The sequence below is a fragment of the Rhodococcus sp. MPR-R1B genome (assembly GCF_058793255.1).
Map to the genome: position 1 here is coordinate 123,554 of NZ_JBXAFO010000009.1, position 25,878 is coordinate 149,431.

A 25,878-nucleotide genomic window follows, 5' to 3' on the forward strand; every position below is an offset into this window, starting at 1 on the left:
TCGCGCAACCGTCCTCGGGGAAGCGATATTCCCCGAGGACGGGAAAAACTCGAGAAGATTCGATCAGCGGATCAGGGTGCCCAGATCGAGCGGCATCGCGATGCCGGTGATGTGATGGGCCTCGTCGGAACCGAGGAACGCGACGGCGGCGGCGATGTCCTCCGGCTGGCTGACCGGGTCGGGCAAGGTCTGCATGAAGATCGGACCGAGTGTGTGGGCGTTGGCGTCGATGAGCGGCCGCATGTCCGTCATCTGCATTCCGGTTTCCACGCCGTGTGGGTGGATGGTGTTGACCCGAATGTTGTACTGCCCCAACTCCGAGGCCATCGTCTTGGCCAGACCGGTGATGCCGTGTTTGCTCGCGACGTAATGGCCGAGGAAGGGGAGGCCGCGCAGGCCGGCGACGGAGCTGGTGAAGATGATCGAGCCACCGGTGCCTTGCTTGATCAGGTGCGGGATCGCTGCCTTGGCGGTGTGGAAGACGCCGGTCAGGTTGACGTCGAGCGTTTCCTGCCACTGCTCGGGCGTGATCTCCCAGGACATGTTGGCAGAACAGATTCCGGCGTTCGCGACGACGACGTCAAGTCGCCCCAATTCGTCGATGCCGGCCGCGAGCGCCGCGGACAGCGCAGAGAAGTCGCGAACGTCGGTCTTGGTAGCGACAATTCGACGGTCCAGGGCCTTGACCAGTTCGACTGTCTCGGCCAGGTCGTCGTCGGTGGCGCCGGCATACGAGGTGGATTCGAATTGAACACACGCGTCGACGGCGATGATGTCTGCGCCCTCTTCTGCCAGCCGGACAGCTTCGGCGCGCCCCTGACCACGGGCGGCTCCGGTGATGAAGGCAACTTTTCCGGTGAATCGACTGGCGGCCATGCTCAAACCTCCGACTAGTGGTGATGATCTGCTCTTCGGAAGTTAGCGCGACGAAGTTCTTTTCGGGGGTGAATGCCCAGTCAGCGGAAACCGCTCAGCGCACCCTGGTCAACAGGGCACATGGCCCGGCAGCGAAGATGTCCCGCGCATCCGAAGACAAGACGGGTTGTCCGCTCAGTGCGTCGACCCATTCGCCATCTGGCAGGTCCACTCGCGTATCTCTCCAACCGTGCGACGAGAGTCTGAGCGAATGTCGCGTCGCCAGAGCAACGACCATAGGCGGATCACCTGCCGGGCCGCGCGAGAAGCCGACCAGATGACCGGATCCGGAACCTGAAGCGAAGACCGGCCGGTACTCACCGTGATCGAACCACGAGGGGTTCTCCCGCCGCAGTGTCAGTGCCGTGCGAACGAGGTGCAACTTTGCGGTTCCTGTTGCGTCGATCGGCGCGGCGCCGGAATCGAGCAGTGATCGCCTCGTTCCGTAGTCGACAAGCCGCCGGTTGTCCGGATCGACCAACGAGTCCTCCCACAGCTCAGTGCCCTGGTAGACGTCGGGAACGCCGGGCCCGAGAAGTTGGAGCAGCTTTTGGCCCAGAGAGTCCGACCAGCCGTGACGCGCGATCCTGCCGACGAATTCGCTGACCGAATCACCGACCGGGCCGTCGATCACCTCGTCGATCCAGCGGTGCACTGCCGACTCGAAGTCGACGTCCGGATCGTTCCAGGAAGTTCTGGCGCCGGACTCGCGGACGGCTTTCTCCGCATAGGCGTGCAAACGCTCGCGCAGCTCTGGAACCGAGGCTGCCGAGCGGCCGTCCGCCGGCCACACACCGATGATGTTCTGCCACAAGAACAATCCGGTAAGCGGATCAGGGCTGGGGCACACGTCTTCCCACTCGCGAATCAGCCGGGCCCACAGCGTCGGCACCTGAGACACAACACCGATCCGTGCCCGCACGTCCTCGCCGCGTTTGGTGTCGTGAGTGGACAGACTCGTCATCGCGCGCGGCCACCGCTTCGCTCGGTCCGCGTTGTGGAGATGGAATTCGGCGACGGAGACGGCAAGCGATGCCGGGTTGCCGCCGACTTCCTGACGTGAGACCAGGCGCGCCGTCCGATAGAAGAGTCGATCTTCGACGGACTTGGCCATGACAGCGCCACACACCTGCTGGAAGCGAACTGAGGCTTCACCGCTGTTCACCAGGGATTGCGCCAACACGTTGAACGATGGTTCATGTCCGGGAGCCAATTCGTGCATGTCGCCGACGATCCGAGCGGCCAAACCGGCGAGGGGACTGTAGTCGGATCGGTACACCGGCATCCGAGCGATCGCGACGACAACTGCGTCGTTCAGTTCGGTCTCACTGCAACGACTTCCGGTTTCGCGTCGGATTGCACGTACGAGCCTGCGAACCTCCGGTGCCAGGTCACCGCGCCCGGTGTCGCGTTTGAACTGACGTTCGGTGTGATGCAACCACGTACTGTCCCCGTCGTCGCCGGTCAGATCTGCCGAGAGTTCGGTCAATTCGAGTTCGGCGGCGGGATCGACGAAAATGCCGCCCAGCTGATTGAGGGCGTCGTATCCGGTGGTGCCGTCGATCGGGAGCATCGGATCGAGTGGTTCCGTATGGCCGAGGATCTTTTCGATCACGAGCCACTGATCTGGTCCGATCAGTTCTCGCAGGCGCCCGAGATATTCCGCCGGATTCGCGAGTCCGTCCGGATGATCGATGCGAACGCCGTCGATCAGTCCTTCGTCGACCCACGACTTCACTTGCCGATGGCAGAGTTCGAAGACTTGGGGGTCCTCCTGGCGCAGCGCAGCGAGTTCGTTGACGGCAAAGAACCGTCGGTAGTTGACGATCCCGGCGTTCCACGGTACGAGTCGGTACGACTGCCTGGAGTGCACCTCCTGTGGAGATCCGAATTCAGTACCGGCAGCGATGGGGAAGCGGTGCTCGTAGAACGCGAGAAGTGTTTCCTCGCCATCTTTCTCGACAGTCAGTGCGTCGAGATCGTCCGGGCTGCCCAGTACCGGGAGTGAGAGTTTGCCGTCGGCGCCGTTGGCTCCGTTGTCCTCGGCCCAATCTATGTCGAAGAAATGCGCGTACTCCGACGACTGCCCGTGCGTGAGAACGTCCCACCACCAAGCATTTTCGCGAGGTTTGGCGACACCGACATGGTTGGGGACCAGATCGACGATCAGGCCCATCCCACGTGATCGAACGGCGCGCGAGAGCTCCACCAGGGCCTCGCGGCCACCAAGTCCTTCGGACACGGTTGTCGGATCGGTGACGTCGTAGCCGTGCGTCGATCCGGACGTTGCCGTGAGGATGGGGGAGAGATAGAGATGTGAGACCCCCAATGCCTCGAAGTAGTCCACCTGTGCGGCCGCATCACGAAGAGTGAATGCATCCGGTCGCAACTGCAGTCGGTAGGTGCTGGTTATCGGGGCCATGTGCACGTCTCCCTCAAGCGGTTCTGCGAAGTACCGTCAATGCTCGCGCTTTTACATCCAATGTTGTTCCGGCTTTGATCACGGTATCGCTCTCACCAGTGGGGACCGAGGTGTCGAGTACGACGGTCCACTCCGACGCGTAGTCCGCGTTGGGGGTGGAGAATTCGAGATCTTCGTAGTGGGCGTTGAAGCAGAGAAGGAACGAATCTCCGGTGACGCGCTCGCCACGGTAGTTCGGTTCCGGGATCGCGTCACCGTTGAGAAAGACAGCCAACGACTTGCCGAAACCGCTGTCCCAGTCGGCCGGAGTCATCTCTTCGCCAGACGGCGTGAGCCAGGCGATGTCGCGACTCTGATCGCCGCTTCGAATAGGTCGCCCCTCGAAGAATCGACGACGCCGGAAGACCGGGTTCTTGGCGCGCAAGGCAATTGCGCGCTTGGTGAACTCGACGAGGTCGGCGTTGGTTTCCGCGAGAGTCCAATCCATCCATGACAGTTCCGAATCCTGGCAGTAAACGTTGTTGTTACCCTGCTGAGTTCGGCCCATCTCGTCGCCGTGAGCAAGCATCGGGGTGCCCTGGCTGAGCATCAGCGTAGCCAGTATGTTCCGGCTCTGACGGCCACGCAGTTCGAGGATTTCCGGGTCGTCGGTGGGGCCTTCGACCCCGCAGTTCCAAGATCGGTTGTGCGATTCGCCGTCGTTGTTGTTCTCGCCGTTGGCTTCGTTGTGCTTCTCGTTGTACGAGACGAGGTCGTGCAGGGTGAAACCGTCGTGAGCGATGACGAAGTTGATGCTCGCGCCGGGGCGACGTCCGGTGGCCTCGTAGAGATCAGAGGATCCGGTGAGACGGGAGGCGAACTCCCCCAGCGTTGCCGGCTCACCACGCCAGTAGTCGCGGACGGTGTCGCGGTATTTGCCGTTCCATTCGGTCCACAGGCCGGGGAAGTTGCCGACCTGGTAACCGCCTTCGCCGACGTCCCACGGTTCGGCGATCAGCTTCACCTGACTGACGATCGGATCCTGTTGCACGAGATCGAAGAAGGCCGAAAGGCGGTCCACGTCGTGCAGTTCACGGGCGAGTGTCGAGGCGAGGTCGAAGCGGAAACCGTCGACGTGCATCTCCGTGACCCAGTACCGCAGAGAGTCCATGATCAATTGCAGCGTATGCGGATGACGGGCGTTGAGGCTGTTGCCCGTTCCGGTGTAGTCCATGTAGTGCTCTTCGTCGCCGTCGACCAGGCGGTAGTAGGCGGCATTGTCGATTCCGCGGAAACTGATGGTCGGCCCCATGTGATTTCCCTCGGCGGTGTGGTTGTAGACCACGTCGAGGATCACTTCGATACCCGCCTGGTGGAAGCTGCGCACCATGGCTTTGAATTCCGCTACGGCCGCATCGGGTTTCGTGGCCGAGGAGTAGTCGGTGTGTGGAGCGAGAAAGCCGAAGGTGTTGTAACCCCAGTAGTTTCGCAGACCTTGGTCGAGAAGCACCTGATCGTGCATGAACTGGTGGACCGGCATCAGTTCGATCGCCGTGACACCCAGATCGGTGAGGTGCTCGATGATCACCGGATGAGCGAGCCCCGCGTACGTGCCGCGCAATTCCTCCGGAACTCCGGGATGCGTCGCGGTCATACCCTTGACGTGCGCTTCGTAGATGACCGTCTCGTGATACGGACGCTTCGGCGAGTGGTCGGACGCCCAATCGAAGAACGGGTTGATGACGACGGTCGACATCGTATGGCCGAGCGAATCATGTTGGGGGAAAGGGATGGTGGCGGGTTCGTCGACGAGTGGTTCCGGCTCGAAGGGTTCGGGCTCGAGGATCTCGTCCGATTCCTGATCGCCCGTGGGCGAGTCGTCTTCGAGGCCCACCTCGTCCGATTCGGCTTCCGAACTCGTTTCGTCGGTAGCCTCTTGCGGCCCCACGGCGGGAGATTCGTCGTCTCCTGAAGGTTCGGGGTCCGCCGCCGATTCGACGTCGTACGAGAACAGCGAACGGTCTCCGTCGAAGTCTCCGTCGAACGCTTTTCCGTACGGGTCCAGCAGGAGTTTGCTCGGATCGCATCGCAGACCTGCAGCCGGATCGTACGGCCCGTGTACGCGGTAGCCGTATCGCTGGCCGGGGGATACCGACGGAAGGTACGCATGCCAGACGTAACCGTCGACCTCGTCCATCCGAATGCGGGTTTCGGTTCCGTCCTTGGCGATCAGGCACAGCTCGACGGCCTCGGCGACCTCGGAGAAGAGCGAGAAATTGGTCCCAGCGCCGTCGTAGGTGGCACCGAGTGGGTACGCACTGCCAGGCCATACCGGGATGGGAGTGGCTGAGGTCTCGCTCGGCGGTTGATCCATGAATCAGACCCTATCGGGTGCAGCCGATCGAATCTCGTCGACTGTCTACGGTGCCGATCACCGTTTCGCCTGGCTGCGGGCGGTTGCAAGCATTCCGGCTGTGATCTGTTCCACCTCTGCCTCCGAACACAGGTACGGAGGCATCGCGTATACGAGGTTGCGGAACGGCCGGAGCCAGACGCCGGCGTCGACGGCTGCATCGGTCGCGCTCTGCATGTCGACCGGCTGTTCGAGTTCGATCACTCCGATTCCGCCTTTGACGCGGACGTCGACGACCCCGGGAATTGTGACGGCTTCGGCGAGGCCTCGAGCGAGGCCACGTTCGAGGGTTGCGACGTCACGCCGCCAGTCCATCGCAAGCAGAAGTTCGGTCGACGCCACCGCGACGGCGCACGCGAGTGGATTGCCCATGAAGGTGGGGCCGTGCATCAGCCCGCCGCCCTCACCGGCAGTGATGGTCTCCGCGATCTCCGTGGTGCACAGCGTTGCCGCCAGACTCATGTACCCGCCGGTCAGTGCCTTGCCGACGCACATGACGTCGGGACTGACGCCGGCGTGATCGGCGGCGAACAGTTCTCCAGTGCGTCCGAATCCGGTCGCGATCTCGTCGAAGACCAGGAGGACTTGGTACTTGTCGCAGAGGTTACGCAGGTCGATCAGGTACGCGGGATCGTGGAAACGCATTCCGCCGGCGCCTTGGACCACCGGTTCCACGATCACCGCTGCGAGGTCCTCGTGATGCTCGGCCAAGAGCGATTCCAACTCCTGCACGTATTCGGGGAGATAGCCCGCCGGGGGAGCCTGCGCGAAGACCTGAGGGCGCAGGACGTCGGTCCAGAGAGAATGCATGCCGCCGTCGGGATCGCAGACGCTCATGGGGGTGAAGGTGTCACCGTGGTATCCGCCGCGCCAGGTCATCAAACGATTCTTCGACGGCTTTCCGAGGCTCCGCCAGTACTGCAGGCACATCTTCACTGCGACTTCGACCGCCACCGAACCGGAGTCGGAGAGGAACACCTTGTCGAGGTGAGGTGGTGTGATGTCGACGAGCAGTCGCCCGAGGCGAGCGGCGGGTTCGTGCGTCAGTCCGCCGAACATGACATGGCTCATTTTGCCGAGCTGCCGTGCGGCGGCGGTGTCGAGCACGGGATTGCGGTAGCCGTGAATGGCGGCCCACCACGAGCTCATCCCGTCGACCAATCGGCGGCCGTCGGAGAGCGTCAGGGTAGCCCCCTGCGCAGAGTCGACGATCAGCGGACGAGTCGACGCGGGAAACGATCCGTACGGATGCCAGAGGACATCGGCATCGATGGCGGAGACGTCATGGGGATCAAGTCCGGTTGTGAGCACGGATGCACCCTAACCATTGAGTTGAACGGTGTTCAAGTATGGTCGGAAAAGTGAACACCTCGCTGAATTGGCTGACGGCCGTCGAAGCGGACCGCAGGGCCGCTGGACTGCGTCGCGAACTCCGTCCTCGCACGGTCGACTCCCCGTTGATCGACCTGGCGTCGAACGATTACCTCGGACTCGTGCGGCACCCCGATGTGATCGAGGGTGCCGCGGCGGCTCTGCGCCGTTGGGGCGCGGGCGCCACGGGCTCGCGTCTGGTCACCGGCACCACCACCGAACACGAATTGCTCGAAGTCGAACTGGCCGAGTTCGTCGGGGCGGACTCCGGACTTGTCTTCTCCTCCGGTTACACAGCCAATCTCGGCGCGGTGACGGCGCTCTCGGGTCCAGGGTCGTTGATCGTCTCCGATGCGGGATCGCATGCCTCGCTGGTGGATGCCTGCCGCCTGTCACGTGCTCGGGTCGCCGTTGCTCCGCATTCGGACGTGGGCTTTCTCGCCGACACGTTGCGCAGCAGAGTGGAAGAGCGAGCGCTGGTCGTCACTGATTCGGTCTTCAGTGCCGACGGAGACCTCGCGCCACTGCGGCAGATGCATCAGGTGTGCCGCGAGTACGGGGCGATCCTGTTGGTCGACGAGGCGCATGGCATCGGTGTGCGCGGTGCCGGTGGACGTGGACTCGTCCACGAGTCGGGCCTGGCCGGTGAACCCGACGTCGTCGTGACGGCAACACTGTCCAAGTCGCTCGCCAGCCAGGGCGGAGTTGTGCTCGGTGACAACAAGATCCGCGCGCATCTCATCGACGCGGCAAGAACGTTCATCTTCGACACCGGTCTCGCACCGGCCGCCGTAGGCGCGGCCAGGGCTGCACTCGCCGTACTCCAGCGTGAGCCGACGCGAGCGCTCGACGTCCTGGCCCGGGCATCCGAGTTGGCGGACGTCACCGGTGCTCGGTCGCCTGAATCTGCTGTCGTCTCAGTCGTTCTCGGTGATCCGCAGCGGGCGTTCGATGCCGCGTCGGCGTGCCGGGATCAGGGGTTGCATGTCGGTTGCTTCCGCCCGCCGTCGGTTCCGGAAGGAACGTCACGGCTGCGTCTGACCGCACGAGCGACGCTGTCCGCATCCGAGATGGAGCAGATCGCTCTCGTACTGCGCGAAGTATTGGCCGGAGCCCGAGCATGAGCATTTTCCTGGTGACCGGAACGTCGACCGACGTCGGAAAAACAGTGGTGACAGCCGCATTGGCATCGGTGGCCTTGCAGTCGGGCAAGTCGGTTGCAGTGCTCAAACCGGCCCAGACCGGCGTCGACGTGGACGGTGCGGGTGATCTGGCCGAGATCGAGCGTCTGACCGGCGGCGGCGTGACGCTGGTCGAGTTGGCGCGGTATCCCGAACCTTTGGCGCCGGATACTGCTGCCCGTCGAAGTGGTCTGCCGTTGTTGGCGCTCGACGAAGTAGCCCGAGTTGCTCGCGACCTGGACACCACCCACGACTTGACCCTGATCGAAGGCGCCGGCGGCTTGCTGGTCCGCTTGGGCGTCGACGGGTTCACCGCTCGCGATCTTGCCGCGGCTCTGGCAGTGCCAGTGGTGCTGGTGGTTGCGTCCGGCCTGGGCACGCTCAATCACACCGCACTGACCGTGGAAGCCCTACGTGCATCCGGCGTGGACTGCGCCGGGTTGGTGATCGGTTCGTGGCCGCAGGAACCGGACCTCGCCGAGAGATGCAATCGCGAGGATCTGGTTTCGGTCAGCGGTGTTCCCCTTCTCGGGGTAATGCCTGCCGGAAGTGGAGGCGCGAGTGTCCGAGAGTTTGCTCGCACCGCTTCGATCACGCTCGGTGAACTTCATTTGACCAACTGACGACGTAACATCCGATTTGTCCGCATCGATAGCCAAGGCACAGTGGGGCGCCTTGGGTTTCGACGTCCCTCGCGTACGATTCCGGTCGGTATATTTCGACGGGTGTCTTGCGGCGACCCTGCATCCGGGGCGCCTTGGTCACCGACAGTGGTTGTCGAATTGTGAGTAGGTCAGTCGAATGTAGGTGGTGAGCACGGTCGAAAAGTCGTTGTCGTCATCGGCCGTACGTCGCGCACTGCTTATCGGCGTAGTCGTCTTCGTCTCGTGCCTGGTCGGAATTCTGAGCCGTCTGCCGGGCACGCTTGCAGTCTTCTGGCCGGCGAACGCGCTGCTACTCGGGATCCTCTTTCGGTCGCCGCGTTCCGCCACACTGCTCACCTGGATCTGCGTCGTAGTCGGTTATGTCGGAGCCGACCTGATCACCGGTGGGGCATGGGAGTCCACGGTGTGGCTCAACGCGGCCAACATCGTCGGGGTTGCGAGCGGCTTCTACGCCTTTCGCTGGGTCGACAGTGAGGACCGTCGACTGACCAGTATTCAGTCCGTCGGCTATCTCGTGTCGATGACTGTCGCCGCCGCGTCGATGGCGGCGCTCGTGGGCGGAATCGCGAACCGCGTGCTGTTCGGCGGGCAGTGGTGGGACGGCTGGTTGCTCTGGTTCTCGAGTGAGTTCGTCAACTACATGACCATCGTCCCCTTGGTGCTGACATTCCCTTCGCTTCGACGAGTGGATCGAGAACCGAAAGCTGTTGCCACGCTTGTGCGTCGATCAGTCGTTCCGACGGCGCTGCTGGCCGTCTGCATCATCTTGGAGTGGGTGATAGGCGGTGCCGGAGCGATCGCGTTTGCCATGCCGGCGCTGGTGACTGCAGCCTTGCTCACCAATGTATTTGTCACGTCGGTGCTCACCGCTGTGTCAACTGCCTGGACGTTGGTACTGACGGCCGACGGCCATCTCGGATTGTCCAGCGAGGGCGTCTCGCCGGTCAGCGCGTCGGTCCAGATCGGATTGTCGCTGCTGGCGGTAGCGCCGATCGCGGTGGCCTGCGTGATCCTCGAGCGTCGCCGCGCGCTCGAGGCACTCACCCAGGCCGTCACCCACGACGATCTCACCGGTGCGTTGCGCCGGGACGAATTCTTGCGGCGAGGCGGCAGCGTGACGGGTGCGACCGATCCGCGTCGCCACTCTGGACGTCCGGTCAGCGTCCTGATGATGGATCTGGATCACTTCAAGATGGTGAACGACAACCTCGGTCATCGTGCCGGCGATACGGCGTTGGTGAGTTTTGCCGATCAGGTGCGGCGGCACCTCGATGACAAGCATCTCTTCGCCCGATTGGGCGGCGAGGAGTTCGTCGTACTGATGGCCGGCGTCGATCTCGAGGGTGCGACCGAAACAGCCGAGATGATTCGATGCGCGCAAGCGGAGAATTCGTCGGCAGTATTGGGTGAATTCGGGCCGACGGTCAGCATCGGCGTCGCGTGTTCACCCCACGGCGACGCAGACCTGACGCAATTGGTCGATTGCGCTGACGAGGCGTTGTATCGAGCGAAGAAGTTGGACCGCAATCGAACCGTGGCGCTCACGGTCGGTAGCTGAAGAAATACGTGCGGACCCGCAGTTTGTTGCGGGTCCGCACGTGGTGGTGGAGTCGACCGATTCAGAACAGATTGATCAGCGCAGGAACACTGAACAGCGCTACGTAGTAACCCATGAACAGAACTCCGCCGTGAATCTTGAACAGGCGCCCGAGAAGACCACCGACCAGGCCGACCGTCACGGTGATCAGAAGCCCGAGGATGCCGCCCTCCCAGATGCTGATGACCACGACCAGTCCCGTGAACACCGCGATCACAGCTTCGTGACTGATGTGCTTGACCACCGCTGACGCAGCGCGGTACGCGTAGTTCATGGCAAACGGGTATGCGATGACCGTTGCCGTGACCACTGCGAGCAGTCCGTAGAGCAGGAACTCCCACTGCGTCAGGTACGTGGAGAGATTGTTGATCACTCCGGTTTCCTGATTGGTCTCGAACACCGGTGGAGCGTTGAACAGAGGGGCTGCGGGGCCTGCCGCGAGCGGGCTGAGCGGAAGGCCGAAAGCGACGAGTGGGATGAGGGTTTCCGCGATGTAGGTGGATTCCGTCGTACCGTTCTTCGCCGAGACCATTGTGGTCAGTCGGTGATAGCCGTTCTTGATCCGCGCACCTACCAGCTCACCCATCAGAACAGTCATGGCGACCGGGCTGAAGACGAAGGTTGCGCTCGACACCGTGGAAGCGGCGGCGGTGTAACCGATCTGCTTGCGATCGAGGACCTTCAGAGGATTGGGGAAGTATCCCTTCCATCCTTTGATGTCCGGGGCCAATGCAACGGTTTTGGGTTCACTGCGTTCCATGTCCTTACGGCTCGACGGGCCCAAGGTCAATGCGAGGTCCGCGATCAGCGGCCCGACTGCGATCGCAAGGAAGTAGCTGATGTTCAGCGACACATCGTAATTCGACGTCAACGCGCGGGCGCCGAGGATCAAGATGACGAAGGGAACGAGGGCGACAACCCCGGCCCAGCGGCCTGGTGAGGCGTAGGCGATGCCGATGGCGGCGACCAGGAACAGCCACGGTGCTATCGACTGAACGGTGTCCGCGAACGGCGCGAGGATGGTCGCGAACAAAACGGCAACCGGCACAGCGACGAACGCCGAGATCACTGCTCCCGAGATCGCCTTGCGGAGTGCGATGTGCGGGATGCCGAGTGAGCGCATCATCTGCGCTTCCGGCAAGAGTGGAATCGCCATCGTGTCGCCGGGAATGCCCAGCAGCATCGTCGGCACCGCGTGAGTCATGTGTTTGGCGATCGCACCGGAGAGGAAGAACGTGAAGACCGCCGCCGGGGGAGCGCCGAGCAGAATCACGAGCAGAGTCAGCGGTGCGATCGTGGCGGTCTCGTCCGTGCCGGAGATCAATCCGATGAACGTGAATGCGACCGCGCCGATGATGCCGAAGAGAACGGCAATCAGAATTTCGTTGGTCAGAACCGAACTCATGCGCGCCCACCGTCCTTCGGTGTGTTCGAGACCCGTGCGTGCTCGGCCTCGGCAGCGGCGAAGTGGTCGTACAGACCCAGCTCGCGAAGTTCCTGTCGGCTCTGCTCCGGAATGTCGGCGAGAGTGCCCAGACCCTGGCGCTGTTCACTCATCGTCGTGATGACACCGTCGATCGACTCCGCGTCGGCGGCGGCCAAGGCGACTATCCGCTTCGGCTTGATGAAGATTCCGCAGACCACGCCGGCGAGCAGGCAGGCCGCGATGCCGACCAGAAGGCTGTACGCCTGGGCCAACGACGGTTCGCTGACGACCCGTTCGAACAGTACCTGGGCCGCGAGAAGGGCCGAGGCGCCGACGACACTGCCGACTGCAACGGAGATCGCGAGGTGTCGACCGTTGACGGTGTCGCCCCAGACCTCGAGGTATGTCTGCTGCTCGGTCGGCTCGGTTGTGGTGGTCGGCGTCGTTGCCGGCTGCGGTGGTGACATCAGTCTTCTCCAGTGTCATGCATGGCGGGGTCGTACAGGGAGGGGCTTGCGAGATGAGGGGCTTGCGTTGCGGGTGTCAGGTGCGTGCTGCGCGGAGGGCGGTGACAACTCGGGACGGGCTCGAGTGGCCGATCTGTTCGGCCATCCAGCTGCTTGTATCGGTGAGCGAATCCAGGTCGATGCCGGTGTCGATCCCGAGGCCGTGGAGCATCCACACCAGATCCTCGGTGGCGAGATTTCCGGTCGCGCCCTTGGCATACGGGCACCGTCCGAGACCACCTGCGGAACTGTCGAATTCGGATACCCCAGCGGTCAACGACGCATAGACGTTCGACAGCGCCTGGCCGTAGGTGTCGTGAAAGTGCATGGCGATCTGCGATGTGGGGATGCCACGTTCTCGGAGGGCGCCGAGCAAAGCGAGCACATGGCCAGGTGTGCCGACGCCGATGGTGTCGCCGAGTGAGAGTGACGTGACACCGCTGTCGATCAGGGTCTTTGCGATGTCGGCGACACGCTCGACGGGCACGGAGCCTTCCCAGGGGTCGCCGAAGCACATGGAGATGTAGCCGCGGACGGGAAGTCCCAGGGCTCGGGCGGCCGTAGTGACCTCGGCAGCCGCGGCGATCGCGCCGTCCACCGTGGAATTGAGGTTGCGTTTCGCGAATTCCTTTGTGGCGCTGACGAATACTGCAACCTCGCTTGCTCCGGCGGCGACGGCCCGCTCGAGACCCTTGCGGTTCGGGACAAGAACGACCGTACGTACCGAGTCCGGCAGGTGCAGCCGACCCATCAATTCTTCCGCGTCCGCAAGTTGCGGGATCCATCGAGGTGAGACGAAACTCGTCAATTCGACAGTGCGGGAGCCGGCCGCGACCAGGCGTTCGATGAACTGGGCTTTCGTCTCGGTCGGGATCACCGCTGTTTCCGCTTGAAGTCCGTCGCGTGGCCCGACTTCGTAGATCCGGACCGAGGTCGGCAGCCCCGGCGCCGGCACTCGATGAGGCGCCGGCTTCCACACCGGTGATCCTGCAACTGTTTCGGTCATTGTCGTCAGTTTCCGCCGCGGATCTCGGCGAGAACCTTCTCGGCATGCTCGACGCGAATGCTCTTGTCCGCGATCAGGCGTGCCACCACGGCGTCGATCTCGTTCTTCTGCGCTCCGGCGGTGGCAGCGATGTTGCGGGCGTGCAGCCCCATGTGTCCGCGCTGGACACCCTCACTGGCCAGAACGCGGACCGCAGCCAGGTTCTGCGCCAGGCCGACTGCCAGGATGATGCCGGCGAGTTCCTCGGCGCTCTCGACGCCGAGCATCTTGATTGCGGCCTGCGCTACGGGGTGCACTTTGGTGGCCCCGCCGACGAGGCCGACCGGCATGGGCAGTTCGAGGGTGCCGACGATGTTTCCGTCGGCATTCTTCTCGAAATGCGAGAGCGACGAGTAGATTCCGTCGGCGTTGACTGCATGGGAGTGGCACCCGGCTTCGACTGCGCGCGTGTCATTTCCGGTCGCCAGCACCACGGCGCTGATGCCGTTCATGATGCCCTTGTTGTGCGTCGCGGCGCGGTAGGGATCCAGCTCCGCCAAGCGTGCGGCATGGATCAGGTTGTCCACAACCTCTGCGCCGCCGATCAATTCGGCATCGAACACGGCGCGAACGCGTGTCAGCCGCAGATCGGCCTTGTTGGTGAGGATGCGCAGGACGACGTGTCCGCCGCCGATCTCGGCCACTCGATCCGCGATTGCCTCGGCCATCGTGTTGACGGCGTTGGCGCCCATGGCATCTCGTACGTCGACGTGAAGGTGAAGGACGACGTAGGTGGCCTTGTCCGAAGAAACGATGCGTACCGAAATGTCCTTCACGCCACCGCCGACACTGACCAGCTTCGGGTCCTGTTCGTTGGCGAGTGCAATGATTTCTTCACGTGCCTCGAGGAGTCGGATACGGGCGGCTGCCGGATCCACGACGTCGACGAGTTGTATCTGGGCCTGCATGATCGGCGGGGTACTCGAGACGTGAAAGCCACCGAGTCCGCGTGCGATGCGAGCAGCGTTGCTTGCGGCTGCGACTACCGACGGCTCCTCGGTGGCGAGCGGGATCAGGTAGTCCGTGCCGTTGATCGTGAAGTTGGTGGCCACGCCGACCGGGATGCCGATGACGCCGAGGACGTTCTCGACCATGCGATCGGCCTGGTCGATGGTGAGGCCGTCGGCGGCGTCGTAGACCGCGATGTCTGCTTCGGTCAGGTCGGTCTGGCGGACGATCTCGGCGCGTCGTGCGGCGACGTCGTAGGACCGGAAATCGGCGATGCGGCTGTTGATGGACCGGTTGTTCATAGACACGTGGGGTCGTCCTCCTGAAGTGGTTCTGTGCTCCGCTTCACAGTAGGGAGGTTGATGCCTGCCAGGCCACGTGCTCACAACACATCGATCGGTCGAAATTGTAGTGTCATGCACCATCGCCGCTGTCGTTGATGCCGCTTCCGGCCTCTTCGGTTCCCACGTCCCGAAGTTCGTCGAGCCTCGTCGCCATGGACACCCGGAAAAAGTTCTCGTCTTCGCGCCACGATTGACCGAGGAGCGTACGGATGCGGTCGAGACGCTGAACGACGGTGTTGGGGTGATAGTTGAGTGCGCGGGCAGCCTTGGTCGGGCTCCCTTCGTTGCGTACCAGGGCACGAAGGGTCGCGGTGAGATCGGTGTCCTTGTCGCGGTCGTACGCGCGTACCGGGCCGATTACTTCGTCGATGAACTGATGAAGTGATTCCGGATTCTCGCCGAACAGAACGGTGTACGGCAGATATGACGCCGTCGTGACCGCGCCGTCGGTCTTGCCCAATGCCGTGAGTAGGCGGGCCGTGCGCAGCGCCGAGGTGAAGCGCGCCGGGAGCTCTTCGGGGCGTTCCGCCGTCGTCGGCGCAATGACTACTGCGTGCGGTCCTACCGAACCGGTGATCTGACGGTGAATGACCGTCGCCGCGGCTGCCGGGTTTCCCGAGCGCGAGACCACCGCGATCAATCCGGCATGCTGCGCCGCCAACCCCGCTACCGGCAGAGACTGCCCGATTGCGCGGAGCGCGGCGGTGCGGAGTTCCGGAGCGACCGACACCACGAGGACGGTGTCCAGTTCGCCGAGGGAGATGCCGAGGTTGCGGGTCCTACGTTCGAGATCGCGCCTGCGCTCGGGCGCAGTGCTCAGCAAGTCGGCGACCAGTTCGTCACGTGCACGCCGGTCCGCTGCTGCTGCCGCCGAGTGTTGCAACACGAGGATGGCAGTGACCTGAGCTGCCCGTTCCACGGTCCGGAGTTCGACGGGGCCGATCGGCGCGTCCGAACGATTCAGCAAGATGGCCCCGAGGAACGATTCTCCGGCGGTGACGGCGCTGACGAGTTGGATCACGGTCTCACTGTCATCGGCGACAAACGTGCATCGGCCGCTTCGGCGACTCTGGTCGATGGCCTCGGACACGGCGGGAGGAAGAGACAACGGCACCGTCGTGATCTGCTCGCCAGAGGATTTCACGAGAGGGCGTAGCTCACTGTCGACGACGACGGTGCTGCGCTCGAGCGAGCTGCTGAGAGTTCGTGCAACCTGGGCGTAGCCACCGCCGCGGAGAACGGCGTGGATCAGATCCTGGTGGACGATGTTCGATTTGTCCCGCGCGGACACGTGCTCGCGCAGCTCGTCGAGTGCTCGCCCGGTCTCGGCGGCGGATTCCTCGGCGCGGTCCAGCGCCCGTGCGGTTTGCAGGACTACCGAGGCGTGATCAGCCAGCGCAGAGAGCAGGGCGATCTGATCTGCGGTAAATCGTCGTTCCCGGCGGTCGGCGGCAAACAGGACTCCGAGGATCTGGCCGTCGGAGAGCATCGGCACGCCGAGAATCGCCACCAGACCCTCGGCGACGATCGCGGCATCGACCACTTCGTCATGGCGCGACTGCGTGTAGTCGCTGTAGTTCTGAACCCATTGGGCTGCTCGAGATTCGGCAATCGCGCTGACCAGTCCCGCGCCGGCAGGAACTTGCAGATGCTGGAGTTCCGGCGAGACCGCGCCGGCCGTCTTTCGAACATTCAGGTCACGAGTGATCACGTCGAACTCGGACAGGTACGTGACGTCGGTGCCCATGATGTCGTGTGCGCGGTTGACCAGCCTCTGCAGCAGTGTGTCCACGTCGCGAACCTGCGCGAGCTCACGTGCACTCGAATAGAGAACCGCCAATTCGTTCTCGCGACGGCGAAGTCGCCGAAATTCCGACCGACTGGCCCGGATGAGGGCCGCGGTCTCCGCGACCTCCGTTGCGCCAAAGCCGAATTCGGCAAGTACCTGTTCGACATGTTCGTCGCCGACTGAATCGGACGTCACGTCGAACAGCGCGGCAATCACGTTGGGCGCTGAGTCGGAGTCTGAATCAGGGGCGGTCACACCGAACAAACTACAGACCGGTGGATCCACCGAATTCGTCGAGCGGTGTGGATATGTGATTGTTGTTTGTTTCCAATGCATTCCGAGTCGTGCTCGTGTCTCCCGTTTCCCGTCTCAGTCTGTTCACGTCCTTCTCGAGCGCGCTGACTTCTGTCTCGAGGGCACTGATTTTGCGGTTCAACGCTTGGATGCTCGCCATGCAGACGCCGTTCGCGTCGACGGCGGAGATCCGGCGGGCGTTGGATCCCAAGCCGAAAATCGCCGCAAAGTCTTGCGCCATCGGACCCAGGTGACGGACCGACTTGTGGTCGAATCCGTAACTCCACGTACTTATTCGGAGTGCCGTCAACCGGTCGAGCACGTCCTGCGCGCTCGTCGGAACATCTACGCCGGTATGCACGCCACGTCGATGCGCGGCCCGTGCGAACACCCACTGCGCGGGGTGTCGCATCGCGGCGTTCACCCGAATACCGACCCGAGTGCCCAAAAATTCAGTGCGCTCGCCCTCGTCAGGCGGTGAGTTCACGTCGTGCGGTTTTGACGGTCTTGTCGCTCAGCAGAATTCCCGCTCCTGCGCCGAGCAGTCCGAGGCCGATTCCGACAGCGGCGCTGCCGAGGCCCAAAGCAATTCCCAACATGATTCCTCCAAAAATTGTGCGGTGAATTGAGGGGCCAGGTGTCCGACGAAAGTGCTGCCGACCTGCTCCGCGCTCATCTTTCACATTGCTCCGCCGTGCGGGCGATGACAACCCGTCTGGACCGAATTTCTCGTGGAAAACACAGGCGTGCAACACTGGGTGAAGAACTGCTGAGTCATCGGCGTCTTGTCGGCGCCGTACGGGCGGCAGTAATTGAGTAGCCATCGACCGATCTCTAACGCAGGTTTATCTGCGCGCGGCAACGATGACCAGGCAAAAGGGTGGCATGTGAACGAATCGAGCAGTGGCTTGTTTTCCGACCTCAGCGCGTCGGAGCCCGTTGTCGACGCAAAAAGCGCCGAGCAACTGGCTGCCGAGCGTGAAACTGCGGCAGCAGAACGCTCCAACACCGACACCGCTGAACAGCGGCAGTCGCAGCTGTTCAGCGGTTAAGCGCGTCAGGACTCCTTGATCACCGACAGAACATTGCCGGCGGGATCGGTGAACCACGCGATGTCGGGGCCGTTGCCACGCATGATGCCTCGCGCATCCTGGGGGAATCCGTCGTATTTGAGAAACTCCACGCCACGTGCGGTCAGTTGGTCGACGGTTGTGTCGATGTCGTCGACGACGAAGTTGAGAATCGTGTAGGTCGCCGCTTCGTGATTCGGCTTCGGATAAACGAGGATCTCGGTTCCGCCGGCAAGATGTAGGCGAATCAGTCCCATGTCTCCGTCGGTTACCTTCAACCCGAGTGTTTCGCCGTAGAACTTCTTTGCAGAGTCGATGTCTGTCACCGAAAATCCGCTGAATGCTTTCGTGTCTGTAAGCATGACTATCTCCGTTCCCAGCGGTTGCCGGACTAGGTGGTTTGGGAATCCGTCATTCCGGATTCCATCTCGGCCCTGGCTTCCTCGCTGAACTGGATGATCTGAACGTAGTTTCCGTCGGGGTCGATCGCAGTGGCGAACAAACTGCCCCCGCGGTCTTCGAGTGGAGCGTGCCAGTTTCCGCCGAGCGTATCGATGCGCTGTGCGATCGACCGGGCGTCGTCGGTTTCGACGTTGAGGAACATGCGACCCGGCTGGGGGTTGGTCTCGCCGACGTCGTCGCGTCTGTCGAGCATCACGTAGAAACCGTTGAAGTCGAGCACGTCGTAGCCGGGTTCGCCGGGAGTCCGGTCGACCTTCGGGGCGAACGCCTCGGCGTACCAGTCGCGCAAGCGTTCGGGGTCGGTGCTCGAGAGCAAAATGCTGCTGATGCTGGATCCGGACATGGGTCCTCCTGCTGTCGGTCGTTACTGTCGTCGGCAATCGAGGCTCTGGCCACGTCACCTCCCAGATACAGACTTCCCGCAGCGGCGAAACTCATCGCGGCTCAGGTGTGTTCCGACACCAAGATCGCTGTCGTCCCTGGTTCGAGCGCCCGAAAGATGTGCTCCTCGTCGCCGGGATAAGCAAGATAATCGCCCGGTCCGAGTTCGATCGGATTTGCAGTGGGCCCGACCTCCGCCCGTCCGGTGCCGATCACGACGTGTTCGGTGGTGCCGCGTGCATGCGGAGTGGAAATACGCGGCTCGCCCGGTTCGGCGACTATCCGATACAGATCGCGTCGTGCGTTCGGTGGGCTCGGCGCCAAGAGCGTCGCGATGTACGACGCGTTTGCCGACGCAATCGCCGGACCTTCTCCGGCTCGAATCAACTGAACGGTCTGTGCCTGAGAGTCGACGAGTTGTGAGAACGGCACACCCAATGCGTTTCCGAGTGCCCACAGAGTTTCGAGGCTCGGATTTCCGAGTCCGGATTCGAGTTGGGAGAGTGTGGACTTGGCGATATCGGCGCGCCGGGCGACCTCCGAAAGGCTCAAGCCTGCTCGGGCACGTTCGCGTTTGAGTGCGACGGCGACCAGTTTCTGAGGAGTCTCCGCTGTATCCGTTTCATTACTGGGCATCGTTCGATTCTCCGATCGATCGTTCTACTTGACGAACGGTGTCACTTCGTTCAACATAGAATACATGCGTTCTTTATGGCGAACAGTTGATCGAGACACGGTTCGGGTGAGCGTGCTGATCTGTCTCTCCGTGGCCATCGTCGGTGTGTCCTACGGTGTGACGGCAGGATCGGCTGGATTCTCGTTGTGGCAGCTTTCGGCGTTGGCTGTACTCGTTCTGGGAGCGTCTTCGGAGTTCTTATTCATCGGAATCATCGCGGCCGGAGGCGGCGCCGTCGCTGCAGTTGTAGCCGGCTTGCTGATCAACTCCCGAAACTTCGCCTACGGATTGGCAGCGGGATCTTTTCTCGGCGAGGCTCGCCACACGGATTCAGGCTGGCGCAGGGGCTCGGGCTGGCGCAAGTTGGTCGGCGCGCACCTGGTCAACGACGAAAGCGTCGCGGTTGCCATGGCGCAGGGCTCGGTGAAGCAGAAGCGTGCGGCCTTCTGGTTCTGTGGGATCGGGATCGCGGTGTCGTGGCCGATCGGAGCTCTCCTGGGCGGGCTGCTCGGCAGAGTCGTCCGAGACCCCGGCGCGTTGGGATTGGATGCCGCGTTTCCGGTTGTCATTCTGGCCCTTGTCTTGCCTGCGCTGAAGGAAAAGGTGACGCTGCTTGCCGCCCTGATCGGTGCAGCAGTCGCGGTGGCCACGTCGCCGTTCCTGCCGTCGGGTACCGCTCCGCTCGTTGCGCTGCTGAGTATCGCGGTGACGATACCGTTCCGGGAGAAGGTTCGATGAATACCGCGTCGGTCTGGATCGGTATCGTCGTGTTCGCTTGCGGTTCTTACGCTTTGCGGGCAAGTGGCGTTCTGCTCCGCGCTCGGGTGAAGCTCTCCGGCTTCGCCGAGAAAACCCTCGATCGTGCTGTCGTGGTGCTGCTGCTCGCAGTGGTTGTGACATCGACGGTCTTCACCGGGCATGACGTTGCGGGGCCGGCGCGGATGCTCGGCGTGGTGGCCGGAGGCATCTGCGCCTGGTTCAAGGCGCCGTTGGTGGTCGTGGTGATTGTCGCGGCCGGCACTACTGCAGTACTCCGACTGTCAGGAGTGTCGTAGAGCCGATTCGATGGGCGTTGAATCGGGGATCGAATTCAGGCGAGTGCGAATGCCGTCGATGAACAGGTCCAGGCCGAACTGGAAGCGCACTGTCGGATCGCCGTCGAGGAGGTCCTCGTCGGAACCGCCGCCGATCACCTCGGGGGAGTCGGGGGAAATGGGTGCTCTGGTCAGTGCCCCCATTTCTTCCATCTGCGCTCGGGACTGCTCGTCCACGGTATGGCCGAGTACGTAATACAGCAGGGCGTACGCCGCGAGTTGGGCGTGCTCGCGTGAGAGACCGGATTCTTGCCCGGCTTGTACGAAATGCTCGCGCACCTTGCTGTTCGTCATCCGCGAGGCGAAGGTGGCGCTGACCAACTCGGCGCCGTCGCGGTGCGCCAGTAGGGCAGACCGAAGTCTGTGTGCCAGTTCGGAATACGCTTCTTGCCACGTGTCTGCGTCGACGGGGGCGTCGAGGTCTTCGAGGATCTTGTCGACGACCGCGCCCAGCAAGGTCTGTTTGTTCGGGAAGTGCCAGTAGAGAGCGCCGGGTTGGACACCTAGTGAGGTTGCGAGCCTGCGCATCGTGAGGTCGGCAAGTCCGAACTCGTCGAGTATCGCCATGGCGCCGTCCAGCACGTCGCCGCGTCGCAACTGCACTTGTTGTTCCCCTCGTTTCGTCCCGCTGTGGACCGCTCGCGATCGGATGTCGATCGGATGTCGATCGGACCCGCCTTTGACAGTATTCCACCACGTCTCTAACGTGAACACCGTTCAACTTGTACGGTGTTCAATTTTGCTGGTTTCGAAGGAGACGTCTGTGACCCCGCCCCCGATTAGCACGGCCCCTGCGACGGTCGACATCCTCGACCAGGCGCGCGAGCAAGTTCTCGAAAGAGGAGTTGGCCTGACCGAAAGCCAGGTGCTCGACGTACTCCGACTCGACGACGACAGGCTCGAAGACCTGCTGGCTCTCGCCCACGATGTGCGTATGAAGTGGTGTGGACCGGAGGTCGAGGTCGAGGGCATCATCAGCCTGAAGACGGGCGGCTGCCCTGAGGACTGCCATTTCTGCTCGCAGTCCGGACTCTTCCAGTCGCCGGTTCGCGCGGCGTGGTTGGACATCCCGAGCTTGGTGGAAGCTGCCAAGCAGACTGCGAAGTCGGGCGCTACCGAGTTCTGCATCGTGGCCGCCGTCCGCGGACCCGACGCCCGGTTGCTCGCTCAGGTTGCCGCAGGCATCGAGGCGATCCGCAACGAGGTCGACATCCAGATCGCCTGCTCGCTCGGCATGCTCACCCAGGAGCAGGTCGACCAACTGGCCGCCATGGGTGTGCACCGGTACAACCACAACTTGGAAACTTCGAAGTCGCATTTCCCGAACGTCGTGACCACGCACTCGTGGGAAGAGCGGTGGAACACGCTTCGGATGGTTCGTGAAGCAGGCATGGAAGTGTGCTGCGGCGGAATCCTCGGCATGGGCGAATCGCTGGAGCAGCGCGCAGAATTCGCGGCCAACCTGGCTGAACTGGAGCCGGACGAGGTCCCGCTCAACTTCCTCAACCCGCGTCCGGGTACGCCGTTCGGTGATCTGGACGTGCTGCCCGCCAGTGAGGCGCTCAAGTCCGTGGCCGCTTTCCGTCTCGCGCTGCCTCGCACGATCCTGCGCTTCGCAGGTGGACGCGAGATCACTCTCGGCGACCTGGGTGCCAAGCAGGGCATCCTCGGCGGAATCAACGCCGTGATCGTCGGCAACTATCTGACGACCCTCGGACGTCCCGCCGAGAAGGATCTGGATTTGTTGGTGGATCTGCAGATGCCGATCAAAGCACTGAACGACACTCTGTGAGCACTCCGGTGACCGAGGAGCGGTACAACCCGTTCACCGGGCGTCGATGGGGCTCGAGCCTCCTCGCTTCTGCGAGCAGTGCGGGCGCCGCATGATCGTTCAGGTCAGCCCTGACGGATGGTGGGCGAAATGCTCCCGACACGGTGTCGTCGACTCGATCGACGTCGCCCGCAGGTAGCGTCACTCTGTGTGATCTCTCTTCGGCAGACTCGTCTGCGCACCGCGATCGTGATCGCCGCAACCATTGCGGGCGTGAGCGTGCTCGTCGGTGTGCTGTGGGCGTTCTTGGCTCCGGCCGAGCACCTGTTGGTGGTGTCCGAGGGGCGCGGCGTCGCGTTGACGGGTGAGAGCCTTCATCAGTTCGACGCGAGCGCCGTGTTCATCTGGCTGGCACTGATCGTCGGTGTGCTGTCGGCTGTGGCGGCCTGGTTGGCACGCCTGAGTCGAGGTCCTTATGCCCTGGGCGGGTTGATAGTCGGTTCAGTGGCAGGTGCCGGACTGATGGCACTCGTGGGTTCGGGCGTGACAAAACTGCGTTTCCCTACGGCCGACAATCCGGCGGTCGGGGAGATCATCGCGCGGGCCCCGAACGTCGGAACTTTGCTCGTGCTTCTGTTTCAGCCGCTCGCGGCGTGCGTCGTGACATTGGTTCTTGCAGTGCTCAATCCGTACGACGACCTCGGGGTGGGGGACCACCCGGAATCCGGGGATCCGGAATCTGGGGATCCGGCCACCGACACCGAACAGACCGAAGTCGAGAGCCAGCCGAAACTTCCGTAACTGTTGCGTCGCTAGGCCGGCGAGGTCGACGAGCGCTTGGTTTCGGCTTTCATTCGCACGTCACCCAACAGTCGCCCGGAAATCAGCGCGCCCAACCGGCGGGTTGCGAAGCGAGTGCTGATCGAGGACACCCAGTTCGGCAGTCCCGATACGACGGTCGGCGGCGCGTAGCGTCGATCCAGTGCTCGGAAAGCGGTGTCCACCACCTGAGTTGCCGTCTGCATTCGCCCGACCGCCGCGTCTTCGGAGCCGACTACGTCGAAGAACTCGGTGCGCGTCGGACCGGGGCACACCGCCAATACAGTCAATCCGCTGCCGCGAGCTTCGGCCCAGAGTGCTTCGGTGAAGTTGAGTACGAACGCCTTGGACGCGCCGTAGACGGCCATGCCCGGTGTCGGCTGGAACGACGCTGTGCTGGCGATGTTGACCAGTGCTCCGCGGCCGGTGAGAAGGTCGGGCAGGAATGTGTGTGTCAGCTCGACCAGCGTGGCGATGTTGAGCTGAATCTCGGACGTGACGCGCTCGAGATCTTCGTCCACGAATGCCCCGTGTGTTCCGAATCCGGCGTTGTTGATCAGCGAGTCGACGGTGATGCCACGGTTTGTCAGCTCCTGGTGCAGCGATGCACCGACGCCGGGTGCGGCCAGGTCGGCGGGCAGGACTGTCACGATGATGCCGTGGGCGCCACGGAGTTCGGTGGCGAGTGCCTCGAGGCGGTCGGCCCGCCTGGCGACCAGAACCAGGTTTGCGCCGCGAGCGGCAAAGCGATGAGCGAATTCCACTCCGAGCCCAGCGCTGGCTCCGGTGATGAGGACGGTGGTTCCGGCTACGTCGATGGCCATGGTGGCTCCTTCGGTTCGGGTGATCCCAAATGTAGGCACTGACACCATAGTTGTCAATGACAACATTTTGATATGGTGCCACCATGCCCGCCCACGAACAGCCGTATCATCACGGCAGCCTGCGACAGGAACTCCTGGCGTCGGCCGAAGCAACACTCGAACGAGATGGCGTCGACAAGTTGTCGCTGAGGCAACTCGCGCGTGAGGCGGGCGTGAGCCACGCGGCTCCGGGCAAGCACTTTCGTGATCGCCAGGCTTTGCTCGATGCCTTGGCCGAAAGTGGATTCCATCGGATGACCGGTGCGCTCGAGCGGGCAGTCGCGGATGCTCCACCGACCGCGAGGGCCCGGTTCTCCTCGCTCGCCAATGCCTACGTGGATTTTGCGCTGGAGCATCCGGGCCTGCTCTCTCTGATGTACAGCAACAAGCATGCGCCGGGCGCCGCCGAAACTGTCGTCAACGCGGGGCACGCGACGATGGACCTGACCGTCCGGCTCGTTTCGGAAGCTCAGGCCGCAGGTGACATTGCCGCCGGTGATCCGGAAAGTATTGCGCTGGTTGCCTTTGCGACGTTCCACGGCGTCGCGACGCTTGCTGCGGGCGGAATGTTGGGCGACGTGCCGGTGGGCGAGGTGGTGAACGCGGCCTCGACGGTCTTCTGGGCGGGCCTTTCCAGGGCAGTCTGAGGTGGGGCGCGCAATTCCCCAGAGTTCTCACAGAACCAGCACAAGGGAAGCACAAGATTGCGGACTTACATAGGAGTCAAGAAGTTTGATTCCGAGTGGAGGTTCGGCAATGAGTGTTTCAGAGATCGCCCCCAACAGGGGAGTTGTACTTGTCACGGACATCGGATTCGAGCACGGTGCGCGCACGGCCGCCGAGTTTCTCGACGCTGGTTGGAGCGTGGCAGTCACGGCGCGGACGGTCACCGAATTGGTTCGCGTCATGGCGGGAAAACCTGCCCATCGCTTCTTTGCGATTGTCGCCGATCCGACGGATCGTTGGCAGGCCGATCGGATTCTCGATCGGGTGACGACTCGGTTCGGTGTAATCAACCGGGTCATCGATCCGGCCGGCGCCGTGACCTCGGTGTGGTTGCAGCGCGGAAGTCTCGAAGCTGTTGCCTGACAGTGCGATCGGTGTCAGCTTGGCGGCCGTAGTGCGGCGAATTCGTCGGTGACCCGCAAGGTGGAGTCGGTGAAACGGTACAGGGCGGGTGGACGTCCACCCGACTTGCCGGACGGTGCGGTGTTGCCGGTGGGAGTCAGAACGCCTCGACGCCCCAGCACGCGTTGCAAGTTGGTGGCATCGACCTGGTAACCGAGGGCAGCGCAGTAGATTTCGCGCAGTGTCGACATCGCGAACTCTTCCGGGGCCAGCCCGAATGCGATGTTGGTGTACGAGAGTTTCGCGGCAAGTCGATTGCGCGCGTGCCGTACGACGGTTCCGTGGTCGAACGACATCTCCGGCAACTTCGAAACGGGGTGCCAGGCTGTGTCCGGTGGCAGTTGTGGGTCGGCGCTGAGGGGAACGAGTCCGAGGAAGGTCGACGCGATGCGGCGCGGACCCGGCACGCGCTGTGGATCACTGAAGACGGAGAGCTGTTCGAGGTGGGCGACCTTTCGTAGGTCGACCTTCTCGGCGAGGAGTCGTCGAGCGGAGGTCGTCAGGTCCTCGTCGTCGCGCAAAGTGCCCCCGGGCAGGGACCACGTGCCCTTCTGTGGGTTGAGTGCACGCTGCCACAGCAGTACGGCCAACTCTTCACGCCCTTGCGGGCAGTGATCGCCGTCACCTGCGGCGATGCTTGCGGGGAAGGTGCGAACTTGGAACACCGCTGCAAGCACTTCGTGGGTGGTGTTACTATTGGGCACGTTTTCGATCCTAAG

The 25,878-nt window shown here is 62.9% G+C and carries 27 protein-coding genes and 1 pseudogene; 11 read left to right on the forward strand and 17 right to left on the reverse strand.

Going from position 1 to position 25,878, the window contains the following annotated elements:
• Positions 1–63: 63 nt before the first annotated feature.
• The 4 genes from AC1Q61_RS15030 to AC1Q61_RS15045 form a co-directional block, all read right to left on the reverse strand.
• Positions 64–876: a mycofactocin-coupled SDR family oxidoreductase gene (locus AC1Q61_RS15030; RefSeq protein ID WP_007733124.1), complete on the reverse strand. Its 813-nt coding sequence runs from the start codon at positions 874–876 to the stop codon at positions 64–66.
• A gap of 94 nt (positions 877–970) precedes the next feature.
• Positions 971–3,337: a malto-oligosyltrehalose synthase gene (gene treY / locus AC1Q61_RS15035; protein WP_064075428.1), complete on the reverse strand. Its 2,367-nt coding sequence runs from the start codon at positions 3,335–3,337 to the stop codon at positions 971–973.
• 13 nt (positions 3,338–3,350) lie between these two features.
• A complete protein-coding gene (gene glgX, locus AC1Q61_RS15040; RefSeq protein ID WP_030537109.1) occupies positions 3,351–5,690 on the reverse strand; it encodes a glycogen debranching protein GlgX in 2,340 nt (779 codons plus the stop codon).
• A gap of 57 nt (positions 5,691–5,747) precedes the next feature.
• Positions 5,748–7,040 carry an adenosylmethionine--8-amino-7-oxononanoate transaminase gene (locus tag AC1Q61_RS15045; protein WP_030537108.1) on the reverse strand — a complete coding sequence of 431 codons (1,293 nt, stop codon included), beginning with the start codon at positions 7,038–7,040 and terminating at the stop codon, positions 5,748–5,750.
• A 38-nt stretch (positions 7,041–7,078) separates the two neighbouring features.
• Here AC1Q61_RS15045 and AC1Q61_RS15050 point away from each other — a divergent pair, with 38 nt between their 5' ends.
• From AC1Q61_RS15050 to AC1Q61_RS15060, 3 genes are all read left to right on the forward strand, one after another.
• Positions 7,079–8,224, forward strand: coding sequence for an 8-amino-7-oxononanoate synthase (locus AC1Q61_RS15050; RefSeq protein ID WP_042925119.1), 1,146 nt, complete (start codon positions 7,079–7,081; stop codon positions 8,222–8,224).
• Complete coding sequence (gene bioD, locus AC1Q61_RS15055; RefSeq protein ID WP_042925116.1) at positions 8,221–8,904, forward strand: dethiobiotin synthase; 684 nt, start codon at positions 8,221–8,223, stop codon at positions 8,902–8,904. The genes AC1Q61_RS15050 and bioD overlap by 4 nt, the downstream gene beginning before the upstream one ends.
• A gap of 187 nt (positions 8,905–9,091) precedes the next feature.
• Entirely contained in the window at positions 9,092–10,504 is a 1,413-nt protein-coding gene (locus AC1Q61_RS15060) for a GGDEF domain-containing protein (protein ID WP_308251879.1), read from the forward strand.
• Positions 10,505–10,565: 61 nt separating this feature from the next.
• Here AC1Q61_RS15060 and AC1Q61_RS15065 read toward each other — a convergent pair whose 3' ends face one another.
• The 7 genes from AC1Q61_RS15065 to AC1Q61_RS15095 all read right to left on the reverse strand — a co-directional run bounded on the left by AC1Q61_RS15065 (position 10,566) and on the right by AC1Q61_RS15095 (position 17,494).
• Positions 10,566–11,948, reverse strand: a complete 1,383-nt coding sequence (locus AC1Q61_RS15065) for a tripartite tricarboxylate transporter permease (RefSeq protein WP_003941745.1) — start codon at positions 11,946–11,948, stop codon at positions 10,566–10,568.
• Positions 11,945–12,436: a hypothetical protein gene (locus AC1Q61_RS15070; protein ID WP_042925110.1), complete on the reverse strand. Its 492-nt coding sequence runs from the start codon at positions 12,434–12,436 to the stop codon at positions 11,945–11,947. Before AC1Q61_RS15070 ends, AC1Q61_RS15065 begins: the two co-directional genes overlap by 4 nt.
• A 76-nt stretch (positions 12,437–12,512) precedes the next feature.
• Entirely contained in the window at positions 12,513–13,481 is a 969-nt protein-coding gene (locus AC1Q61_RS15075; protein ID WP_080712772.1) for a hydroxymethylglutaryl-CoA lyase, read from the reverse strand.
• A gap of 5 nt (positions 13,482–13,486) precedes the next feature.
• The gene (locus AC1Q61_RS15080; protein WP_042925108.1) at positions 13,487–14,770 is read right to left on the reverse strand and encodes a hydroxymethylglutaryl-CoA reductase, degradative; all 1,284 of its coding nucleotides are present in this window, start codon (positions 14,768–14,770) and stop codon (positions 13,487–13,489) included.
• 112 nt (positions 14,771–14,882) lie between these two features.
• A complete protein-coding gene (locus AC1Q61_RS15085) occupies positions 14,883–16,856 on the reverse strand; it encodes a helix-turn-helix domain-containing protein (RefSeq protein WP_308251878.1) in 1,974 nt (657 codons plus the stop codon).
• A 10-nt stretch (positions 16,857–16,866) separates the two neighbouring features.
• Complete coding sequence (locus AC1Q61_RS15090; RefSeq protein WP_030537101.1) at positions 16,867–17,382, reverse strand: tail fiber domain-containing protein; 516 nt, start codon at positions 17,380–17,382, stop codon at positions 16,867–16,869.
• Positions 17,366–17,494 carry a hypothetical protein gene (locus AC1Q61_RS15095; RefSeq protein ID WP_003941742.1) on the reverse strand — a complete coding sequence of 43 codons (129 nt, stop codon included), beginning with the start codon at positions 17,492–17,494 and terminating at the stop codon, positions 17,366–17,368. The genes AC1Q61_RS15090 and AC1Q61_RS15095 overlap by 17 nt, the downstream gene beginning before the upstream one ends.
• A gap of 288 nt (positions 17,495–17,782) precedes the next feature.
• Between AC1Q61_RS15095 and AC1Q61_RS15100 the strand changes: the two genes are divergently transcribed.
• The gene (locus AC1Q61_RS15100; RefSeq protein ID WP_003941708.1) at positions 17,783–17,947 is read left to right on the forward strand and encodes a hypothetical protein; all 165 of its coding nucleotides are present in this window, start codon (positions 17,783–17,785) and stop codon (positions 17,945–17,947) included.
• Positions 17,948–17,952: 5 nt separating this feature from the next.
• Here the strand turns inward: AC1Q61_RS15100 and AC1Q61_RS15105 are convergent, their stop codons facing one another.
• From AC1Q61_RS15105 to AC1Q61_RS15115, 3 genes are all read right to left on the reverse strand, one after another.
• The gene (locus tag AC1Q61_RS15105) at positions 17,953–18,327 is read right to left on the reverse strand and encodes a VOC family protein (RefSeq protein WP_030537100.1); all 375 of its coding nucleotides are present in this window, start codon (positions 18,325–18,327) and stop codon (positions 17,953–17,955) included.
• A gap of 29 nt (positions 18,328–18,356) precedes the next feature.
• Positions 18,357–18,770, reverse strand: a complete 414-nt coding sequence (locus AC1Q61_RS15110) for a VOC family protein (protein WP_042925105.1) — start codon at positions 18,768–18,770, stop codon at positions 18,357–18,359.
• 101 nt (positions 18,771–18,871) lie between these two features.
• Positions 18,872–19,444 carry a helix-turn-helix domain-containing protein gene (locus AC1Q61_RS15115; protein WP_030537098.1) on the reverse strand — a complete coding sequence of 191 codons (573 nt, stop codon included), beginning with the start codon at positions 19,442–19,444 and terminating at the stop codon, positions 18,872–18,874.
• 64 nt (positions 19,445–19,508) lie between these two features.
• Here AC1Q61_RS15115 and AC1Q61_RS15120 point away from each other — a divergent pair, with 64 nt between their 5' ends.
• Both AC1Q61_RS15120 and AC1Q61_RS15125 read left to right on the forward strand, forming a co-directional pair.
• Entirely contained in the window at positions 19,509–20,222 is a 714-nt protein-coding gene (locus AC1Q61_RS15120; RefSeq protein WP_051649715.1) for an AzlC family ABC transporter permease, read from the forward strand.
• Complete coding sequence (locus tag AC1Q61_RS15125; RefSeq protein ID WP_007733089.1) at positions 20,219–20,539, forward strand: AzlD domain-containing protein; 321 nt, start codon at positions 20,219–20,221, stop codon at positions 20,537–20,539. Before AC1Q61_RS15120 ends, AC1Q61_RS15125 begins: the two co-directional genes overlap by 4 nt.
• Here AC1Q61_RS15125 and AC1Q61_RS15130 read toward each other — a convergent pair.
• Positions 20,525–21,181 carry a TetR/AcrR family transcriptional regulator C-terminal domain-containing protein gene (locus tag AC1Q61_RS15130; protein ID WP_007733086.1) on the reverse strand — a complete coding sequence of 219 codons (657 nt, stop codon included), beginning with the start codon at positions 21,179–21,181 and terminating at the stop codon, positions 20,525–20,527. The two genes, AC1Q61_RS15125 and AC1Q61_RS15130, sit on opposite strands and share 15 nt — an antisense overlap.
• Before the next feature lie 175 nt (positions 21,182–21,356).
• Here AC1Q61_RS15130 and bioB point away from each other — a divergent pair, with 175 nt between their 5' ends.
• The 3 genes and pseudogenes from bioB (at position 21,357) to AC1Q61_RS15145 (ending at position 23,150) form a co-directional block, all read left to right on the forward strand.
• Positions 21,357–22,370, forward strand: coding sequence for a biotin synthase BioB (gene bioB, locus AC1Q61_RS15135; RefSeq protein WP_024487821.1), 1,014 nt, complete (start codon positions 21,357–21,359; stop codon positions 22,368–22,370).
• Positions 22,367–22,548, forward strand: a pseudogene (gene bsaP / locus AC1Q61_RS15140) (biotin synthase auxiliary protein BsaP). The gene bioB and the pseudogene bsaP overlap by 4 nt, the downstream one beginning before the upstream one ends.
• A gap of 11 nt (positions 22,549–22,559) precedes the next feature.
• Entirely contained in the window at positions 22,560–23,150 is a 591-nt protein-coding gene (locus AC1Q61_RS15145) for a DUF2567 domain-containing protein (RefSeq protein ID WP_003941661.1), read from the forward strand.
• Between the two features lie 11 nt (positions 23,151–23,161).
• On the opposite strand, the gene AC1Q61_RS15150 is transcribed toward AC1Q61_RS15145, so the two are convergent.
• Positions 23,162–23,992, reverse strand: coding sequence for an SDR family NAD(P)-dependent oxidoreductase (locus AC1Q61_RS15150; protein ID WP_042925098.1), 831 nt, complete (start codon positions 23,990–23,992; stop codon positions 23,162–23,164).
• Between the two features lie 83 nt (positions 23,993–24,075).
• On the opposite strand from AC1Q61_RS15150, the gene AC1Q61_RS15155 reads away from it, so the two are divergent.
• Positions 24,076–24,678, forward strand: coding sequence for a TetR/AcrR family transcriptional regulator (locus AC1Q61_RS15155; RefSeq protein ID WP_007733070.1), 603 nt, complete (start codon positions 24,076–24,078; stop codon positions 24,676–24,678).
• Positions 24,679–24,787: 109 nt separating this feature from the next.
• Positions 24,788–25,120 carry a Rossmann-fold NAD(P)-binding domain-containing protein gene (locus AC1Q61_RS15160; protein ID WP_003941794.1) on the forward strand — a complete coding sequence of 111 codons (333 nt, stop codon included), beginning with the start codon at positions 24,788–24,790 and terminating at the stop codon, positions 25,118–25,120.
• A gap of 14 nt (positions 25,121–25,134) precedes the next feature.
• Here AC1Q61_RS15160 and AC1Q61_RS15165 read toward each other — a convergent pair whose 3' ends face one another.
• Positions 25,135–25,863: an NUDIX hydrolase gene (locus AC1Q61_RS15165; protein ID WP_007733069.1), complete on the reverse strand. Its 729-nt coding sequence runs from the start codon at positions 25,861–25,863 to the stop codon at positions 25,135–25,137.
• Between the last annotated feature and the right edge of the window lie 15 nt (positions 25,864–25,878).

Bases quoted from the DNA above. Each gene is read 5' to 3' on its own strand.
- AC1Q61_RS15030 (WP_007733124.1), bottom strand. From the start codon at position 876: ATGGCCGCCAGTCGATTCACCGGAAAAGTTGCCTTCATCACCGGAGCC.
- treY (WP_064075428.1), bottom strand. From the start codon at position 3,337: ATGGCCCCGATAACCAGCACCTACCGACTGCAGTTGCGACCGGATGCA.
- glgX (WP_030537109.1), bottom strand. From the start codon at position 5,690: ATGGATCAACCGCCGAGCGAGACCTCAGCCACTCCCATCCCGGTATGG.
- AC1Q61_RS15050 (WP_042925119.1), top strand. From the start codon at position 7,079: ATGGTCGGAAAAGTGAACACCTCGCTGAATTGGCTGACGGCCGTCGAA.
- bioD (WP_042925116.1), top strand. From the start codon at position 8,221: ATGAGCATTTTCCTGGTGACCGGAACGTCGACCGACGTCGGAAAAACA.
- AC1Q61_RS15065 (WP_003941745.1), bottom strand. From the start codon at position 11,948: ATGAGTTCGGTTCTGACCAACGAAATTCTGATTGCCGTTCTCTTCGGC.
- AC1Q61_RS15070 (WP_042925110.1), bottom strand. From the start codon at position 12,436: ATGTCACCACCGCAGCCGGCAACGACGCCGACCACCACAACCGAGCCG.
- AC1Q61_RS15075 (WP_080712772.1), bottom strand. From the start codon at position 13,481: ATGACCGAAACAGTTGCAGGATCACCGGTGTGGAAGCCGGCGCCTCAT.
- AC1Q61_RS15080 (WP_042925108.1), bottom strand. From the start codon at position 14,770: ATGAACAACCGGTCCATCAACAGCCGCATCGCCGATTTCCGGTCCTAC.
- AC1Q61_RS15095 (WP_003941742.1), bottom strand. From the start codon at position 17,494: ATGTTGGGAATTGCTTTGGGCCTCGGCAGCGCCGCTGTCGGAATCGGC.
- AC1Q61_RS15105 (WP_030537100.1), bottom strand. From the start codon at position 18,327: ATGCTTACAGACACGAAAGCATTCAGCGGATTTTCGGTGACAGACATC.
- AC1Q61_RS15110 (WP_042925105.1), bottom strand. From the start codon at position 18,770: ATGTCCGGATCCAGCATCAGCAGCATTTTGCTCTCGAGCACCGACCCC.
- AC1Q61_RS15115 (WP_030537098.1), bottom strand. From the start codon at position 19,444: ATGCCCAGTAATGAAACGGATACAGCGGAGACTCCTCAGAAACTGGTC.
- AC1Q61_RS15120 (WP_051649715.1), top strand. From the start codon at position 19,509: ATGCGTTCTTTATGGCGAACAGTTGATCGAGACACGGTTCGGGTGAGC.
- AC1Q61_RS15125 (WP_007733089.1), top strand. From the start codon at position 20,219: ATGAATACCGCGTCGGTCTGGATCGGTATCGTCGTGTTCGCTTGCGGT.
- AC1Q61_RS15150 (WP_042925098.1), bottom strand. From the start codon at position 23,992: ATGGCCATCGACGTAGCCGGAACCACCGTCCTCATCACCGGAGCCAGC.
- AC1Q61_RS15155 (WP_007733070.1), top strand. From the start codon at position 24,076: ATGCCCGCCCACGAACAGCCGTATCATCACGGCAGCCTGCGACAGGAA.
- AC1Q61_RS15160 (WP_003941794.1), top strand. From the start codon at position 24,788: ATGAGTGTTTCAGAGATCGCCCCCAACAGGGGAGTTGTACTTGTCACG.